We start from the raw sequence: 16,894 nt of genomic DNA on the forward strand, positions 1-16,894 counted from the left end.
TCAGCCGCGCCGGGACTGCAGCACCGCGTCGTAGAGCTGGCGCGAACGCACCCCCGGATGCGCGGCGGCCACCTCCCCGCAGGCGTCCTTGATACGGGTGCCGCCCGCGACCAGCTCCTCGACCTCGACGACGAGCGACGGCAGGTCGGCGCTCGGGGTGGCGCCGGCCAGCACCACGGTGATCTCACCGAGCACACCGTCGGCCGCCCACGCCGCCAGCTCGTCGAGCGACCCGCGCACCACCTCCTCGTGCACCTTCGTCAGCTCGCGGCAGACCGCGGCTCGGCGCGCGCCGCCGAGCCGCTCGACGGCGTCCTGCAGGCAGGCGGACAACCGGCGCGGCGACTCGAAGAACACGCAGGTGCGCCGCTCGTCGGCCAGTGAATCCAGCCAGGCCCGCCGCGCGCCCTTCTTGCGCGGCGCGAACCCCTCGAAGCAGAACTTTTCGGCCGGCAGACCTGACAGCGCCAGCGCGGTCGTCACCGCCGACGGCCCCGGCAGACATCCCACCGGCAGGCCGGCCTCCACGCAGGCGGTCACCAGCCGGTAGCCGGGGTCGCTGATCAGCGGCATCCCGGCGTCGCTGACCACCAGCACCGTCGCGCCCGCGCGAATCGCCTCGATCACCGACTCCACCCGGGCGTTCTCGACCTGATCGAACATGCTGATCACGCGGCCGGTGATGCGCACCTCGAGGGCCTTGGCCAGGGTGCGCACCCGCCGGGTGTCCTCGGCGGCCACCACATCGGCTCGGGCCAGGGCGTCCAGCAGGCGGGGGGAGGCGTCCGACGGCTGGCCCAGGGGGGTCGCGCCCAGCAACAGGCGGCCGGTGGTCATGACCGACAGCCTACGATCGACGTGATGACCGCCCCGCCCCGCGAATCCCTCTTGAACACCGAGGGTGCCGAGCAGGAACGCGTGGTGCCCGTGGTCAGCCCCGGGCCGCTGGTGCCGGTGGCCGATTTCGGCCCGACCGATCAGGTCCGCGGCTGGGTGGTGACCGGGGTGATCACGCTGGTGGCGGCGATCACCCGGTTCCTGAATCTGGGCTCACCTACCGACGGCGGCACCCCGGTCTTCGACGAGAAGCACTACGCGCCGCAGGCCTGGCAGGTGTTGCACAACCACGGCGTGGAAGACAATCCCGGGTTCGGCCTGGTGGTCCACCCGCCGGTCGGCAAGCAACTGATCGCCCTCGGTGAGGCGATCTTCGGCTACGGCGGCATCGGCTGGCGGTTCACCGGCGCGCTGCTCGGCGTGGTGATGGTGGCGCTGGTGATGCGGATCGTCCGGCGGATCAGCCGCTCGACGCTGGTCGGCGCCGTCGCCGGGGTGTTGGTGATCTGCGACGGCGTCAGCTTCGTCGCCTCGCGGACCGCCCTGCTCGACGGCATCCTCACGTTCTTCGTGGTCGCGGCGTTCGGCGCGCTGATCGTCGACCGCGACCAGGTACGGCAACGGATGCACATCGCGCTGGCCGAGGGCCGCAACGCCGACACGGTTTGGGGTCCGCGGCTCGGCGTGCGGTGGTGGCGCTTCGGCGCCGGGATCCTGCTCGGATTGGCTTGCGGCACAAAGTGGTCCGGCCTGTACTTCGTGCTGTTCTTCGGCGCCATGTCGCTGGCGTTCGACGTGGCCGCACGCCGCCAGTATCAGGTCACCCGGCCCTGGCTGGGGACCTTGCGGCGCGACCTCGCCCCGACCGTGTATGCGCTGGCCGTCATGCCGGTGCTGGTGTACCTGGCCAGCTACGCGCCGTGGTTCGCCTCCGAGACCGCCATCGACCGGCACGAGGTGGGCCAGACGATCGGCCCGCATTCGCTGGTGCCGCTGCCCGACGCCATCCGATCGCTGTGGCATTACACCGCCAAGGCGTTCCAATTCCATGCGGGCTTGACGAATTCCGCGGGCAACTACCACCCGTGGGAATCGAAACCGTGGAGCTGGCCGATGTCGCTGCGGCCGGTGCTCTATGCCATCGACGAGCAGAACGTCGCCGGGTGCGGGGCCCAATCCTGCGTCAAGGCCGAGATGCTGGTGGGCACCCCGGCGATGTGGTGGCTGGCCGTGCCGGTCCTGGTTTTCGCGTCGTGGCGCATGCTGGTCCGCCGCGACTGGCGCTACGCCGCGGTGCTGGTCGGCTACTGCGCCGGCTGGCTGCCCTGGTTCGCCGACATCGATCGGCAGATGTACTTCTTCTACGCGGCGACCATGGCGCCGTTCTTGGTGATGGCCATCGCGCTGATTTGCGGCGACATCCTCTACACCCCTGGCGCCCCGCCCCGGCGGCTGCGGCTGCAGGTGAACTCGGAGCGGCGCACGCTGGGACTGATCGCCGTGTCTTGTTACGTGGCCTTGGTGGTGACCAACTTCGCGTGGCTGTTCCCGGTGCTGACCGGCCTGCCGATTTCGCAGCAGACGTGGAACATGGAGATCTGGCTGCCCAGCTGGCGCTAGCGCTACGCCAGCCGGTCGCGGGCGACGGGGCAGGACATGCACCGGGGCCCGCCGCGACCGGTGCCCAGTTCGGATCCGGCGATGGTCAGCACCTCGATGCCAGCGTCCTGCAGGCGGATATTGGTCTGCACGTTGCGCTCATAGGCGACCACCACGCCGGGCGCGAGCGCCAGCGTGTTGTTGCCGTCGTCCCACTGCTCGCGCTCGGCGACGACGGGGTCGAGCCCCGTGTCGATGACCCGCAGCTTGTCGATCTCCATCGCCTTGGCGGCGGCCTCCAGGAACGGGGCCTCGTCGCTGATCGCGACTCCGTCCGGGGTGTGCGCGATGGTGAAGGCCGACAACGAGTCGACGATGTTCGCGTACATCACCACCGTGTCGGTGTCGACCATCGTGCACACCGTGTCCAGGTGCATCTGGGCGCGCCGCTGAGCGATCGGCACCGCGAGCACCGTGTTGGCCAGACCGTCGTCAAACAGGCTGCGTGCCAACGCTTCCGCGCCGGCCGGAGTGGTCCGCTCCCCCACCCCGACCGCGACCACGCCGGGCGCCAGCAGCAGCACGTCACCGCCCTCGACGGGGGCGGTGCGTGACTCGTAGGCACGCCGCACGCCGGTGAACCGCGGGTGGTGGGCGTAGATGAGGTCGGTCAGCGACGCCTCGCGGACGCGGGCGCGCAGCGCCAGCGTCGGGATCACCACCCGTTGGCCGATCCAGATGGACGAGTCGCGGGTGAAGACGAGGTTGGGCAGCGGTTCGATGACGAAATCGCCGCCGTGGTGCATGCGCAGCACCAGCGAGACGTCGGTCCGGGTGTCCGAGGGCAACTCGTTGAACGTCATGCCGGCCATCAGCACCTGGGCCAGCCGGGCCGGCTCGAGCCCGCGCAGGTAGCCCGAGAGTTCTTGCGCCAACGGCACCCCGAGTCGTCGTGCGTCGACGGCGGCCGCCACGCCCTGCATCCGGGCGGCTCCGCTGTGTGTCAGCGCCTCGGTGAGCAGGTCCGACAGCAGCAGCACCTCGATGCCGCGGGACCGCAGCAGCGCGGAGAACTGGTCATGCTCGTCCTGCGCGCGGGCGACCCACGGCAGGCCGTCGAACAGCAACTGGTCGACGTTGCGCGGATTGAGCCGGAGCAACTCGGCGCCGGGGCGGTGCAGGATGACCACGCGCAGCGCGCCGACCTCGGAATTGGTGCCCAGCTCAACAACACCCACGGCTCAACCGTAGCGGCGCACGGCAGCGCGGTCCCGCCACACGCCCGTCGCGCGCCCCACGCCATCGAACGGATGTGCGATAAACTCGGTCGCGTGGAGATCGCGGTTCAAGGCTCCCTGTTCCAGCACACCGAGCGCAGGCAACTCGGTGACGGCGCGTTCATCGAGATCCGCGCCGGCTGGCTCACCGACGCCGATGACCTGCTGGACGCCTTGCTGTCGACGGTGCCGTGGCGCGAGGAGCGCCGGCAGATGTACGACCGGGTTGTCGACGTGCCGCGGCTGGTGAGCTTTCACGACCTCACGGTGGGCGAGCCGCCGCATCCGGAGCTGGCCCGGCTGCGGCGCCGGCTCAACGACATCTACGCCGGCGAGCTCGGTGAGCCGTTCACCACGGTCGGGTTGTGTTGCTATCGCGATGGGTCGGACAGCGTGGCCTGGCACGGCGACACGATCGGCCGCAGCAGTTCCGAGGACACCATGGTGGCGATCGTCAGCCTGGGCGCGACCCGGTCGTTCGCGATGCGCCGCCGCGGCGGCGGCCCGTCGCTGCGGCTGCCGCAGGCGCACGGCGACCTGCTGGTGATGGGCGGATCGTGCCAACGCACCTGGGAACACGCGGTGCCCAAGACGGCGGCGTCCGTCGGGCCGCGGGTGAGCATCCAGTTCCGGCCGCGCGGCGTTCGGTAAAGCGAGACGCTCAGGTGCGCACCGCGGACACCGCTTTGACGAGCAGGTCGCGCGCCCGCTGGGTGTCAACCGCGGCGACGGGCTGATTGGGAACCACCAACGGATTGGCGATGACGATCACCTGGTAGTCGCCGAATGCGGCCGAATAGTCGTACAACTCACCGGTGCGTGGACCGCCCTGTGTCAGCGCCTGCATGACGCGATGCACGCCCAGCGTGCGGGTGCTCTCGATCTGCGGCACCTCGACCACCTGGACGCCGCCCCGCAGCTGCGGCCCGGTGAAGGTCACCTTGTTGCAGTCCTGCCCGGGGTCGTTGAACGGCAACGCTTTTGAGGTCTCCAACGCAATCACCACGAAGCGGTTGCCGCGGCCCTCGGCGGTGACCGCGGACATGTTGCCCTGCAGGTCTGCCGGCATGTCCGGCCCGGCGGCCACTTTCGCGCAGTTCGCCGGGTCGAACGTCAACCCGTCGGGCAGTTTGCGGCCCGCTAGCAGCTTGGGATCGATTCCCCGTTCGCTGATGTCGCTGACCGTAAACTCGGGTCCGAAGCTGGACTTCACGTCGACGACCTTGTTGATGTCGACCTTTGCCGAGTGAGTGGTCGAAGAGCAGCCGGCCAGGACGCAGACAGCCGCGACCGCGAGCAACATCTTGGACATCGTGGCCAATCTACCCAAGCGGGTAGCTCAGCTGCGCAACGTGGACACCGTTTTGGCGAGCAGATCCGCGGCGAATTGCGGCGGCAGCACCGGAAGGGCCGAACCCGGATCGGTGGTCAGTGTGGTGAAGGCGTAGTAGTTGCCCAGGTACGCGGTGAATGTGTAGGTGCGCGAATCTATTTCGGTGCCTGATTCGACGGAGGACTTCACGTCGGCCACCATGCCGACGGTGTCGACACCATCGACGTGCGGCGCGTCGGTGAGGTGGACGTGCACCACGGTGCGCCCGGCGGCCTCCGACCACTGCGAACACGACGTGAGCAGGTCGTCCGGGAGATCCACCGGCTCCGGCAAAGCCACCACCACCGCGTCGACGATGCCGCCGCTCCCCGAGCCCGACACGCCCTGCGCCGACTGGTCGCGCCCGTTGCCGGGATCGGCCAGCGTCCCGCACTTGGCCGGTTTGGCCTGCAGATCGTCCCCGAGGCTCCAGATCACCCTCGGCGAGGCCGCGCTGGGGATTTCGGTGGTCACCTCGTAACCGGGCGGCAGGTCCCGAACGACCCGTTTGATGTTGGCGGGGTTGACGGCAACGGCGCTCGCCGGAGCGGACTTCGTCGGTTTGGCCGACGGTGCGTGCGCGGGTGAGTGACCGCACGCGGCGATCACCCCCGCGAGCACGGCAGCCAGCGACGGGCCAATCCGGAACGGCCGCATGAGGAGTTGATAACACAAGATGCGACCGCACCCGTCGCCCCACGCCAGCGCGGCCTCAGCCAACCGCCGCGATCACCTGCCGGGCCACACGCTTGATCTGCTCGGCCTCCTCACGCCGCAGGTGCCGCGGGCGGGGCACGTCGATCACGGTGGTGATGACGCCGATGTCTTCGCGCTGCCAGACGGCGCCGTAGCGATCCATGATCGCACGCATCGGCCCGTTGTCGGAAAGCATTCGGGCGGTGAACCTTTCGACGCCGTCGACCTCGGCGGCGATGGACAGCGCGCTGATCAGGAAGGTGCCGATGCCGCGGCCCTGATAGGCGTCGGCCACGGTGAAGGCGATCTCGGCGACCTTCGGGTCGTTCGCGTCACGCACGAAGCGCGCGTCGGCCACCGGGTCGCTGCCGTCGGTGACCACCCAAACGAAGTGATCGACGTAGTCGACCTCCGACAGGTAGTGCATCAACGCCGGGGTGGGAAGTCGCGGGGTCATGAAGCGCCGATACAAGGTGTCGCTGGAGAAGTAGACGTGTCCGTGCACGGTGCGCTCGCTGTCGCCGGGCAGCACCGGGCGCAGCAACAGCAGCGTTCCGTCACGCACGCGGATCGGGATCGGCGTGATAAACGCGGCGAGACGCTGGCGCACGGTGCGCAGCAGCCGCGGTGTGATGCCGGGGATGTGCACCAGGCTGGCGAAGGCCCTGGTGTCACCGATCCAACCGGTCAGCGGTTCGGCGGTGGTCACGGTCGCGGTCCGGGGAATGTCACGCAGCAGGGCGATCTCGCCGACGATCATGCCCGGGGACGCGTGCTCGACCATCACCACGCCGTCGTCACCCAGGTGGGTGATCTCGGCGGTACCCGAGGAGATCAACAGGAACGAGACGGCCTGCTCCCCCTGCCGCATCAGCACCTGGCCGGCCGCGGCGCGCAGTGGCTGAAGGCGGCCCGCCAGCGGGGCGAGGTCTTCGGCGGGACACCCCTTGAAGATGTCCATCGTCGCCAGCTCGTCCACCCGGGCGCCGGTCAGTCCGGCCACCGCTATAGACCGCCGCCCGCAGCATCGCGACACCGGTCTGCGCGTCGCGGTGATGCCATGACCTGCCCGCCTGCTTGCCGTCGTCTACCGCGCCGGGCCGAACACCCCGGATGCGGTCGGATGTTGCCAGGTTATGAGCACCGTTGCGGCTGCGGCAAGGATGCGCGGGTCAATTGCCGGATCAGCGGGGGCGCCGTCGGGCATGATGATCGGGTCAAAGCGCTGCCTGAGGTATGTGCGACCGCGCCAGATGGGGGCCAGTGGTTATATCACCGAAGTCGGCCGGTTCGGGTCCGATCAAAATCCAGGTGGGCGATCTGTGGTTCGACGCAGTGACGCAACAGGAAGTTGTCGACGCCGTGCGCGCGCACTGGGCGACCGGCCACGGCGGCTCCGTCATCCCGGTGAACATCGATGTGGCCTTTTCGGCCACCCGGGATCGCGGGCTGGCCGACTTGATAGCCCGGGGCTCGCTCGTCGTCGCCGACGGGATGCCGCTGGTGTGGGCCGCGCGCGCGAAAGGCGCCGTGCTGCCCGAGCGCGTGGCCGGCTCGTCGTTGATCTCTCCGTTGTGCGCGGCGGCCGCCGCGGACGGTAAGTCGGTGTATCTATTCGGGGGCGCCGACGGCGTTCCCCAGCGGGCGGCCGAGGCGCTGGCCGCACGGTGCCCCGAGCTACGCATCGCGGGCACCCAGTCGCCGGACTTCGGCTTCGACGACACCGAGGACGGCGCGCGGCGGGCGATGGCCGCGGTCATCGGCGCGGCACCGGATCTGGTGTTCGTCGGCCTGGGCTTCCCACGCCAGGAACGCCTCATCGAGCAGCTGCGCCAGGAGTTGCCGAGTGCCTGGTTTCTGGCGTGCGGCGGGGGCATCGCGATGACTGCCGGCGTGGTCCGGCGGGCGTCCCCGTTGATGCAGCGGCTCGGATTCGAGTGGCTGCACCGGCTGGCACAAGAGCCGCGACGGCTGGCCCGCCGATACCTGCGCGACGATCTGCCGTTTGCGCTCGCGTTGGTGGCCCGCTCGGCGGCCCAGCGCTTCAGCCGAAACTAGTGCGTCACTTGGGCGTCACGATGAGGTCGATGGCGGCGGCGAGGTCGTCGACCACGAAGTCGGCGTCTTCGGAGGCCTCACCACCATTGCGGAGCAGGATGGTCGCCGTCCCGGCCGCCCGGCCCGCCATCATGTCGCTGTCGCTGTCGCCGACCATGACCGATTCGGACAGGTCGAAGCCGTGCTCGCGCGCCGCGCGCACCAACATGCCGGCCAGCGGCTTGCGGCAGTCACAGCTGCTCGCCGCGTGCGGGCAGTGGTAGGCGGCATCGAGCCGGGCGCCTTCGCGCGCCAGCAATTCGTCCAGACGCCGCTGGGTGGCGGCGAAATCCGCTGGGTCGGCGGTCTTTCCCGATAGCCACCGCTGGTTGGTCACCAGCACGGTCCGCAGGCCCGCGGCGTTCAGCGTGGCCAGCGCCTTGGCCGCGCCGGGCAACAGCACCAGCTCGTCGGGTGATCGGATGTATTCGCCCTCGGCCGCCTTGACGTTGATGGTGCCGTCCCGGTCCAGGAACACGGTGCGCACGGTGCGCAGGTCGGGTGCGGCCATCGTCGATTCAGGAAGGCCTGGAAAACAGTGCCGCTTCGACCATTTCGCAGATGGAGTGGCCCAGGTGCAGGCATGCCTCCTGGATCCGCCCGGTGTCGTGGCTGGGCACCTGGATGCAGATTTCGGCGACATCGGCCACCTTGCCGCCGCGTGCGCCGGTGAGCGTGACGGTAGTCATCCCCACCTGGCCGGCCGCCTCGAGAGCGCGAACGACGTTGGGAGAGTTGCCCGATGTGGTCAGCCCCACCACCACGTCACCGGGGCGCCCCGCGGCGAGGACCTGACGGGCGAACACCTCGTCATAGGAATAGTCGTTACCGATCGCCGTGATCGCCGCGGTGGCGTCGGGAAGGCTGATCGCCGCCAAACCAGGGCGGTCAAAAGCGAAGCGGCCCATCAGTTCGGCGGCCAGGTGCCCCGCGTCTTGCGCGGACCCGCCGTTGCCGAAGAAGATCACCTTTCCGCCGGCGCGCAACGCGCCGATGATCACGCGGGCCACCTCGACGGTCTGCGCGGCGAGATCGCCCTGCTGCATTTGCTGCTTGACCGCTATGGTTTCGGCAAGCCGCTGCCGCACCAGCTCCACGCTCGGCGGGACGACATCGGACTCGGTCAAGCCTGCCATGTTGTCAATCCCTTGCTCTCGAAAGCGAATTCGGTGATGGTGGCGCCGGCGCCCTCGAGGGCTTCGATGAGTCGGTGTTTTTTGGCGAAGTCGCAGAACAGCAGGATGTATCCCCCACCGCCCGCGCCGGTGAGCTTTCCGCCCAGGGCTCCGTTCTTCCGGGCGAGGTCGTAGAGGTCGTCGATGCGCTCGTTGGTGATGTAGGGCGACATGCGCTTCTTCTGACTCCACGCCTCGCCGAGCAGCGCGCCGAAATCGTTGAGCTTGCCGGTCAGCAGCGCCGCCTTCATCGCGACCGCCAGATCCTTCTGGGCTCGCAGACCCGCCAGGGTATCGTCGGAACCCGTTGTGGCACGGCGGGTTTGGTCCTCGATCACGCGGGCGGAGTCGCGGGTGATCCCCGTGTAGCACAGCAGCAGGCTGAGCTCGAGTTCGAAGGCGGTCTCGTCGCGGATCCGCAAGGGATTGACGATCACCCGGTCAGTGAACTCGATGAAGTTGAAGCCGCCGAACGTCGCGGCGTACATGTCCTGCAGGCCGCCCGCGATGCCCAAGTCGTCGCGTTCGATGGCGCATGCCAGCTGCGCTGTCTCGTACTCGCCCATCGGCACTCGGTAATGCTCGGCGAGCAGGCCGGTGAGAGCGACCATCATCGTCGACGACGAGCCCAGCCCCGAGCCGGGTGGAGCGCTGGAACGCAGCACCAGGTCGTAGCCGTCCGTGCCGTCGCGGCCGAACCTGCGCACCGCGGCCTTGATCAGGTCGAGGCTGCCGTCGTAGAGGATCTCGCTGTCCAGCGTCATCTCGTGTGTGGTCTTGAAGTCCACCGACTCGATGCTGACCCGGCGATCGGTACGTGGCGCGAGCGATCCCTGGGCGTAGCGATCGATGGTGGCCGACAGGACGCAGCCGCCTTCGGTCGTCGGGAACGGCGGGACGTCGGTGCCGCCGCCGGCGAACGAGATACGCAGCGGCGCTCGGGCGCGGATTCGGGGGCGTGTCATGGGGATTCGCTTTGCGGCAACGACTTGTCAGAGACCACACCCGCCACGTGCTAATCCCATCGTTTGGCGTCCCGAAGCGCCGCCAGCCTAGCAGGCTGACCAGCGCGGTCGCCGGGTTTTCAGGCGATCTTTTGACTCGGCTGCAGCACGAAATCGACGACGATCGTGGCCATGTCGTCGATCGCGCGGCGAGCGATGACCTCGTAGCCGTGGGTGCTCAGCGTGGGCAGGCACAGCAGGCCGGCGCGTGCCGTCAGCCCGTTGGCCTTGGAGTGCGAGGCGTCGGATTCGAAGGCGCCCAACGCGGCCGGCTGTGGCGACAGCTCGCGGTCGGTGGCGATTTTGAGCAACCGGTCGGCGACCTCTTTGTCGTAAACACAGAGCGCGTCGCTGTAACCGACGATCGGGCCGCCGGTGACGCTGGTGTTGTATTCGCGTTCGGTGGGGCCGACCTCCAGGGCGAGGGTGAGGTCGCCGGGCAACGTGGCGCTGGCGTAGGTGCCCCCGACCCCACCGATCTCTTCGTTGGTGGTGAACACCAGGTAGACGTCGTCGACGGGCCGCTGTTGGCGCTCGCGCAGCAGGCGTGCGGCGCGCAGCAGAGCGGTCACGGCGGCGCGGTCGTCAAGGAAGTAGGCGCCGACGTAGTCGCCCATCTCGACCACCGATCTCTTGCTGGCGTCGACACACACCCGAGTGCCGGCGTGTACTCCCGCGGCGGTCAGCTCGTCGGTGCTGCGGCCGGTGAAGACGTAGACGTGATGCCAGTCCAGCGCGCGGTCGCCCTGATCGGGCTTGGTCTCCCAGATTCGCGGACTTTCCTGGGTGGTGTGCTCGGAGCCGAGAGTCAGTACGGCGGTGAGGGTTTCGTTGTCGCCGAGAACGGCGACCGGACCCAATCCGAAGTTTCCCGGGTACATCGTGCCCAGCTGCGTCAGATGCAGTGTGCCATCGGATTCCACGCGCTTGACGATCATGGACAGTTCGTCCATGTGCGCCATCACCCGTGTCGCGGTACCGGGGATGGACTCGGTGCGGTGGCGGTGAGTGGGCGCCCCGGCATCACCGGCCGACGGGTTGGCCGCCACGTAGCCGATCAGGTTGCCTGCGTCGTCGGTCCACATGTCGTCGACGAGGGGTTGCAGTTCGCGGGCGATGACCGCGCGTACCGCGCCCTCCTGCCCGCACGGCCCATAGGTCAACAGGAGTTCTTGTAGCAACTCGTCGCCTGCGTCGCGGTGCGCCATCGGATCCTCTCCGTCATTGGGTTCAGTGGATCAGTACCCACGTTGGCCTGCGGCTACCCAACGGGGAGATGTTCAGGCGAGTGCGACGCCCAGTTCTTGCGCGAACACCTTGATCATGTGCTGGACGGCTATTTCGTTGCGTCCGATGATCATATGGTCGTGCTGGCCGTGCCGGACGCCCTCGCCGCACTGGGGCAGCATGGCGAAGTCCTCGTCGCGCACGGCCGCGTGCACGCCTTCGAAGACCGTGTCGTATGCCGCTCTCATCTCGTCGTTGGTGGCCGGGATGCGGCCCATCCAGCTGTGCCGGACCGTGCAGCGGGTCGGTTCACCGGCGGGCAGCATGTCGATGATCTCCACTCCGACCGGGCTGTTGGCCAGGATGAGGTTCGGATACACCCAATAGATCACGCCCATGTTCGTCGAGGGGTGCAGCGACGCCGTGGGGTCGGTGTAAGCGTTGGTGATCCAGGTGAACGGAAACCCGATGCGGTGGTGCTTGCCGAATTCGTCGTAGACCATTGTGTTGGCCAGGGTGTTCTGCCCGATGAGGCTCTCGCCGTGCACGTAGGGGAAGTGGTATCCCTCGGCGAAGGCTTCCAACGCGCCCTTCCACGACACCTCGGACGTGAATTCGCGCTGCGTGTGGTAGCCGTAGGACTCGTAGTTCCACAGCGCCAGTTCGGTACCGAAGTCGCCCAGGTGCGCGTCGAGGTCGATGGTCGCGTCGGCGGTCAGCACCGCCCAGATGAACCCGTGCCGCTCCTCGGAGGGCAGCTCCACCAGGCCGTAGTCCTTGGTGTCCATCGAATCGAAGCCGGCCTTGCCCGGGACCGTGAACAGCTCCCCGGTGTTGCGGTACGTCCAGGCGTGATACGGGCAGACGAACCGCGAGGCGTTACCCGAGCCGCAGGCCGGCATCGCGCCGCGGTGCCGGCAGTAATTGAGCAAGACGTGGGTGGCGCCGGTGCGGTCGCGGGTGACCAGCAGCGAATCGCCCAGCACCGAGCGCACGACGTAGTCGTTCTTGTTCGGTACCTGCGCCGACGGGACGATGGCCAGCGGCACCCGGCGCAGGATCTGCGATTCCTCGATCTCGGTGATCTTCGGGTCGCGGTAGTAGTGCAGCGGCACCCGCAGTTCGCGTTCGGCCAGGTCGGTCGTCTTGTCCCGCGCGTGACGCAGGCCCCGCCGCGTCAGCGTCTCGTCGGTGCCGCTCACCGGCTTGTCGATCGTCGTCACCCTGGTCTCCTTCGCCTCGACCTTCGGACCATACAATCACTATCGTTTGTATTGTCAAGACGGGCGGCCGGGGTGTGCGACGATCACGCAATGCGCCGGCACGGCTGGTCGGGCGACATCCCGGCCGACGACGATGAGGCGGTCGCGCGCATCCTGACCGCGACGCGCAGCGCCATCGACGCGCGCGGGACCGTGAGTGTGTCCGAGGTCGCGTCGACGCTCGGCGTGACGCGGCAGACGATCTACCGGTACTTCCCCACCCACGAGGTACTGCTGGGCGCGACGGCACTGTCCGCCGTCGACGGGTTCCTGGATCGCCTTGCGGCGCATCTGGGTTCGATCACCGACCCGACCGAGGCGGTGGTCGAGGGCATCGCCTACACCTTCGAGCAACTCGCGCACGACAAATACCTGAGCCTGGTGTTCCAGCCCGGCAAGGCCAGCGCGTTCACCGCGGGCGTCACGTCCGACATGGCCATCTCGTTCGGCAGGTCGATCCTGCAACGATTCGACGTCGATTGGGCCGCAGCGGGATTCGCCGGGCGCAGGCTCGACGAACTGGTCGAGATCATGCTGCGCACCCTGCAGTCGCTGATCGTCGACCCGGGCCGCCCACCGCGCACCGGGCAGGAGCTGCGAAAGTTCCTCGAGGACTGGATCGCGCCGTCGGTGCGCGCGCACGCCGCCGTCGAGCGCTGAGCGGCCCAGGACGCTTGACTACCTACCCGTGGATCGCGGCTCGCGTTTGGCCGGCCCCAGCTGATTCGTCAGACTGCCTCGTCCTCGACGTCTGCCACAAAATGGGTAATGCTCGGATGCAGATGTCGCAGTAGCTCCTCACCGGAGAACTGCATGCGCTCGGCCTCCCCCAGGAAATCGGACTGCGCGGCTGAGGATTCGTAGACCAGTCGGGTGGTTTTCGGTGCCCTCGGCTCGCGCAGCGCCCTGCGCTTCTTCAGACGCATCAGTTCGGGATGCATCTTCTTGCGCTGTGAGGGAGGGACTAGCGCACCGCGGTTGAAGGCCCTCATACCGAGCTTGTCCGCGACCTCCCAAACCTGACAAGTCTTCAACCGGTAGCGCCAAGCGATTTGCGAAATCGTGTACCACCCCCGTGGCATCCGCCAGACCCAGCCCGCGACGGTAATCACCGTCAACACAATCGCCAGGGTCGCTTCAGGGCGGAACAGCTTTCCGGAGAACATACTTGCCGCGATCCCGACTACCAGCATGACGAGGAGAGCCGACACGAAGAAAATGTGAGTCGGGCTCATGCCGCCTCCTTGCGATCCATCGCGAGTATGTCCAACGGTCCCAGAACCGACCTGCGGTGAAACCGCGACACGCCGTAGCGTCACCGGCTCGAGACCGCCTCTTGCTCGTCCGGGATGGTCGCTGCAGCGATTGCCCGGCCACGCGTCGGTGTCCCAGAGGTTCTCTGCGGCGACCCCGACCCATCACCCGCGAGCCTGGCGACACAAGCTAACCGGCCGGTTCAGTCCAGCACTACCGTGGTCCCGCGTCCTGGCACGTGGGTGATCGACCGGCGGTGTATCGGCTCGGATTTGACGTCGACGGGGCGCACCCGGATGGTGCTGAACAGTGCGCCAAGCGCAATCCGCATCTCGGATTCGGCGAAGGTCGCTCCCAGACAACGTCGAACGCCGCCTCCGAACGGAATCCACGTGTACGTTCCTGCCCGGTTCTCGAGAAACCGCTCGGGACGAAACCGCTCCGGGTCGGGGTAGATGTCGGGACGCCTGTGCATGAGGTAGATCGAGGGTGCGACCTTTACCCCGGCGGGCAAGGAGAACCCGCCGACCTCCATCGGTTCTGTGAGCCGCCCGCTGACCAGGGCGAGCACCGGCCGCATCCGAAGTGTCTCCTTCACCACCGCGTCGACGTACCCCTGGCCGTCACCGGACTGCACCTCTTCGATGAGTCGCGAATGCACATCCGGATGACGGATGATCCGTTCGACAGCCCAGGCCAGTCCCGATGCCGTTGTTTCGTGGCCCGCAAGTAGCAACGTGACGAGTTCATCGCGAATCTCTTGGTCACTCATCGGGTTACCGTCTTCGTGCTCGGCCTTCAACAGCACCGACAGGACGTCGTTGCGGGTATCAAGATCCTCTTGTCTTCTGCGAGTGGCGATCTCGTCGTGGAGTAGCCGATCCACTTCGGCCAGCAATCTATTGGTGAACGCGGTCCTCAATTGTTGGGGACCTACGACCAAGAGAAACATCTGCGCGATGGCGCGGGTGGTGAGAGCGAGCATCCGCTGGAGCGCCTGACGCAGCCGGTCCATGCTTTCCCCGCGCTCAAGGCCGAACACGAGATGCAAGATGACTTCGAGGGTCAACGCTTGCATTCGAGAGTGCAGTCGAATCGGCACGCCACGCGGCCAGCCGGCCATCTCGGCCTCGACAATGGCGGTCATCGTGCTCATGTAGCTCTGCAAGTGGTTACCGCGAAAGGCGGGCATGAGGAGTCGGCGCTGTTCCTTGTGCGCGTCGCGGTCGAGCAGTAGAACCGAGTTCCGGCCCACCACGGGCAGCAGGATGCGATTGGCCTCCCCGGCCAGCGCCAGTTCAGGAGGCGCGGTGAAAATCTGCCGCACCGCATCTGGATGCGAGACCATCACGATTGGTCCTTCACGGAGCAACTTCATGGTGAACGTGTCGCCGTATCGGGCGGCGGCGCGTTCCATGAATTCCCACGGCCGGGCTATCCACTCGGCAGTTTGCACCGCCACGGGTAGTCGAGGACCGGGTGGCAGGGTGTCGGCAGCCATCTATTACCCCCAATGGGGACGACGCGTGATGGGTTGCTTCGAGCACAGCAACTTTATGTGCTCAGACTGCCGACTACCAGACCCTCGATACGTTCAACACATCGTGGGCGAGCGGATGGCCGCGAAGCCCCTTAGAAGCCGTGCGCGCAGGGGCTGGCTTCAAACGATTCTTAACGGTGCCTCAGTCGGTGGTATGGACGAGCAGCACGTCGGTCTTCGCCCTGCGCAAGACGTTTCCGGGCACCGAGCCAAGCCACTTGTCGCTGCGCGTGCCTAGTCCCACGTTGCCAACCACCAACAGATCGGCCTTGACGTCTTTAGCGAGGTGGAACAGCGCATGCACCGGATCACCCCTAACGGGTCGCGCCTCGATATCCTTGGCTCCAGCCCTCCTGGCCCGCTCCCGCGCCTCCCGCAGGATCGCATAGACGGCGGCCATCCCGTGCACCTTGTAATCCCCCTCGTTCCCGAGGGCGACCTCAGCGCGGCCATCAAGCACACGATCCGGCCGGGCTGGTCTTCCCCAGCCTCCCTTGTCTCCCTTTTCCAAATAAGACAAGTGCGCCATCGCGATAATCAACTTCGCGTTATTTCTCGCGGCGAACGCGGCGGCGTGGTCCACCGCACAAAACGATGTGTCCGAGCCATCAGTGCCGACCACCAAGGTCTGATAGGCGCTCATTTCGCTCCACCTTTGCTGCGAGCCCCCCAAGAGCGAGGGTGCCCACTAACGTGCGCCCTTTACACCTCCCGATAAAAGACGCACCCGGGTGCAGCACCCGCTGACCCGGCTGGGGAGCGGCACGGCCGCTGCCGTCGAGACGTGGCGGACGCGCTGCTAGAGGAGCGCCTTCGAGCTAGTGAACGGCTGCGGTCAATCTACGTGTATGCGCCACAAGCCGTACAGGCATAGCCTTTTCGCTGTTCGAGTACACGAACGAGAACTGCCATGGCAGCCAAGTTCGAATTCAGCAAGGACAAATCCGGCAAGTTCCGGTTCCACCTCAAGGGCAGCCAACGGCGAAATCATCGCCGCCGGCCAGGCCTATGACACAAAGGCAGGTGTCGAAAAAGGCATCCAGTCGGTCAAGATGAACGCCTCCGCCGCGAAGGCCGTAGACATGACCCAACCGCAACCGGCGCACAACTAGCGCATCCATCGCCGTTCATAACCGCACGCCCAGCACTCGTTGCGTGCGGCAATAGCCTGCGAGCAGGTAGAGCAGCGGCGCTAGAGTCCGTGTTGTGTCCGGAGCCGCTGGTGAGTCCCCTGTCGAGGGTGGGCTTGCGGGAGAGCTTCTAGCGGATTCATCGGAGCGGACGGGATGGTTTCGGTTCTACTTCGATGACCAACGCTGGGAGTGGTCTGATGAGGTGCAGCGGTTGCACGGCTATCAGCCAGGCACGGTCAGCCCAACTATGGACGCGGCTATCCAAGTTACTGCGGACGCACTGCGGACGGCGCAAGTTCCCTAGCGGACGCTACCGGCTCTGAACTGCTCAAACTTTGTGGAGCTAAGGGGAATCGAACCCCTGACCTACTCGATGCGAACGAGTCGCGCTACCAACTGCGCCATAGCCCCTGACCGCTAG

At 67.2% G+C, this 16,894-nt stretch carries 18 protein-coding genes, 1 tRNA gene and 1 pseudogene; 6 read left to right on the top strand and 14 right to left on the bottom strand.

The features are described from left to right. Window positions 1-837, bottom strand: coding sequence for a 16S rRNA (cytidine(1402)-2'-O)-methyltransferase (gene rsmI / locus ACZYVJ_RS09380; protein ID WP_463830754.1), 837 nt, complete (start codon window positions 835-837; stop codon window positions 1-3). Window positions 838-918: 81 nt separating this feature from the next. Between rsmI and ACZYVJ_RS09385 the strand changes: the two genes are divergently transcribed. Next, the gene (locus tag ACZYVJ_RS09385; protein ID WP_463832923.1) at window positions 919-2,457 is read left to right on the top strand and encodes a dolichyl-phosphate-mannose--protein mannosyltransferase; all 1,539 of its coding nucleotides are present in this window, start codon (window positions 919-921) and stop codon (window positions 2,455-2,457) included. Between the two features lie 2 nt (window positions 2,458-2,459). Here the strand turns inward: ACZYVJ_RS09385 and arcA are convergent, their stop codons facing one another. Next, entirely contained in the window at window positions 2,460-3,674 is a 1,215-nt protein-coding gene (gene arcA / locus ACZYVJ_RS09390; protein ID WP_463830755.1) for an arginine deiminase, read from the bottom strand. Between the two features lie 93 nt (window positions 3,675-3,767). On the opposite strand from arcA, the gene ACZYVJ_RS09395 reads away from it, so the two are divergent. Continuing rightward, on the top strand, window positions 3,768-4,364 hold the full coding sequence (locus ACZYVJ_RS09395) for an alpha-ketoglutarate-dependent dioxygenase AlkB (RefSeq protein WP_463830756.1): 597 nt from the start codon (window positions 3,768-3,770) through the stop codon (window positions 4,362-4,364). Window positions 4,365-4,374: 10 nt separating this feature from the next. Here ACZYVJ_RS09395 and ACZYVJ_RS09400 read toward each other — a convergent pair whose 3' ends face one another. The 3 genes from ACZYVJ_RS09400 to ACZYVJ_RS09410 are packed head-to-tail and all read right to left on the bottom strand — an operon-like array spanning window position 4,375 to window position 6,742. Further along, window positions 4,375-5,025, bottom strand: coding sequence for a DUF5642 family protein (locus ACZYVJ_RS09400; protein ID WP_463830757.1), 651 nt, complete (start codon window positions 5,023-5,025; stop codon window positions 4,375-4,377). A gap of 27 nt (window positions 5,026-5,052) precedes the next feature. After that, on the bottom strand, window positions 5,053-5,742 hold the full coding sequence (locus tag ACZYVJ_RS09405) for a DUF5642 family protein (RefSeq protein WP_463830758.1): 690 nt from the start codon (window positions 5,740-5,742) through the stop codon (window positions 5,053-5,055). A 55-nt stretch (window positions 5,743-5,797) separates the two neighbouring features. After that, window positions 5,798-6,742, bottom strand: a complete 945-nt coding sequence (locus ACZYVJ_RS09410) for a GNAT family N-acetyltransferase (protein ID WP_463832924.1) — start codon at window positions 6,740-6,742, stop codon at window positions 5,798-5,800. Between the two features lie 374 nt (window positions 6,743-7,116). Here ACZYVJ_RS09410 and ACZYVJ_RS09415 point away from each other — a divergent pair, with 374 nt between their 5' ends. Beyond that, window positions 7,117-7,839, top strand: a complete 723-nt coding sequence (locus tag ACZYVJ_RS09415; RefSeq protein ID WP_463830759.1) for a WecB/TagA/CpsF family glycosyltransferase — start codon at window positions 7,117-7,119, stop codon at window positions 7,837-7,839. A gap of 4 nt (window positions 7,840-7,843) precedes the next feature. Here ACZYVJ_RS09415 and ACZYVJ_RS09420 read toward each other — a convergent pair whose 3' ends face one another. From ACZYVJ_RS09420 to ACZYVJ_RS09440, 5 genes are all read right to left on the bottom strand, one after another. Then, window positions 7,844-8,389, bottom strand: a complete 546-nt coding sequence (locus ACZYVJ_RS09420; RefSeq protein ID WP_463830760.1) for a D-glycero-alpha-D-manno-heptose-1,7-bisphosphate 7-phosphatase — start codon at window positions 8,387-8,389, stop codon at window positions 7,844-7,846. 7 nt (window positions 8,390-8,396) lie between these two features. Continuing rightward, window positions 8,397-9,014, bottom strand: a complete 618-nt coding sequence (locus tag ACZYVJ_RS09425) for a D-sedoheptulose-7-phosphate isomerase (protein ID WP_463830761.1) — start codon at window positions 9,012-9,014, stop codon at window positions 8,397-8,399. Then, window positions 9,002-10,018, bottom strand: coding sequence for a GHMP family kinase ATP-binding protein (locus tag ACZYVJ_RS09430; protein WP_463830762.1), 1,017 nt, complete (start codon window positions 10,016-10,018; stop codon window positions 9,002-9,004). Before ACZYVJ_RS09430 ends, ACZYVJ_RS09425 begins: the two co-directional genes overlap by 13 nt. Window positions 10,019-10,137: 119 nt before the next feature. Further along, entirely contained in the window at window positions 10,138-11,265 is a 1,128-nt protein-coding gene (locus tag ACZYVJ_RS09435) for a M28 family peptidase (RefSeq protein WP_463830763.1), read from the bottom strand. Window positions 11,266-11,337: 72 nt separating this feature from the next. Beyond that, window positions 11,338-12,507, bottom strand: a complete 1,170-nt coding sequence (locus ACZYVJ_RS09440; protein WP_463830764.1) for an aromatic ring-hydroxylating oxygenase subunit alpha — start codon at window positions 12,505-12,507, stop codon at window positions 11,338-11,340. 90 nt (window positions 12,508-12,597) lie between these two features. On the opposite strand from ACZYVJ_RS09440, the gene ACZYVJ_RS09445 reads away from it, so the two are divergent. Further along, entirely contained in the window at window positions 12,598-13,206 is a 609-nt protein-coding gene (locus ACZYVJ_RS09445) for a TetR/AcrR family transcriptional regulator (RefSeq protein WP_463830765.1), read from the top strand. A 68-nt stretch (window positions 13,207-13,274) separates the two neighbouring features. Here ACZYVJ_RS09445 and ACZYVJ_RS09450 read toward each other — a convergent pair whose 3' ends face one another. From ACZYVJ_RS09450 to ACZYVJ_RS09460, 3 genes are all read right to left on the bottom strand, one after another. Next, a complete protein-coding gene (locus ACZYVJ_RS09450) occupies window positions 13,275-13,781 on the bottom strand; it encodes a formate dehydrogenase (RefSeq protein WP_463830766.1) in 507 nt (168 codons plus the stop codon). Between the two features lie 221 nt (window positions 13,782-14,002). Further along, window positions 14,003-15,301: a cytochrome P450 gene (locus ACZYVJ_RS09455; RefSeq protein ID WP_463830767.1), complete on the bottom strand. Its 1,299-nt coding sequence runs from the start codon at window positions 15,299-15,301 to the stop codon at window positions 14,003-14,005. Window positions 15,302-15,482: 181 nt separating this feature from the next. Beyond that, the gene (locus ACZYVJ_RS09460) at window positions 15,483-15,983 is read right to left on the bottom strand and encodes a universal stress protein (RefSeq protein ID WP_463830768.1); all 501 of its coding nucleotides are present in this window, start codon (window positions 15,981-15,983) and stop codon (window positions 15,483-15,485) included. 205 nt (window positions 15,984-16,188) lie between these two features. On the opposite strand from ACZYVJ_RS09460, the gene ACZYVJ_RS09465 reads away from it, so the two are divergent. Together ACZYVJ_RS09465 and ACZYVJ_RS09470 are read left to right on the top strand one after the other, a co-directional pair. Then, window positions 16,189-16,452 (top strand): YegP family protein, encoded by a 264-nt coding sequence (locus ACZYVJ_RS09465; protein ID WP_463830769.1) that lies wholly within the window; start codon window positions 16,189-16,191, stop codon window positions 16,450-16,452. 94 nt (window positions 16,453-16,546) lie between these two features. Beyond that, window positions 16,547-16,735 (top strand): annotated as a pseudogene (locus ACZYVJ_RS09470) (antitermination regulator); the annotation flags it as partial. Window positions 16,736-16,811: 76 nt separating this feature from the next. Here ACZYVJ_RS09470 and ACZYVJ_RS09475 read toward each other — a convergent pair. Further along, window positions 16,812-16,884, bottom strand: a tRNA-Ala gene (locus ACZYVJ_RS09475). Between the last annotated feature and the right edge of the window lie 10 nt (window positions 16,885-16,894).

It is taken from the genome of Mycobacterium sp. IDUB_3 (assembly GCF_055419585.1).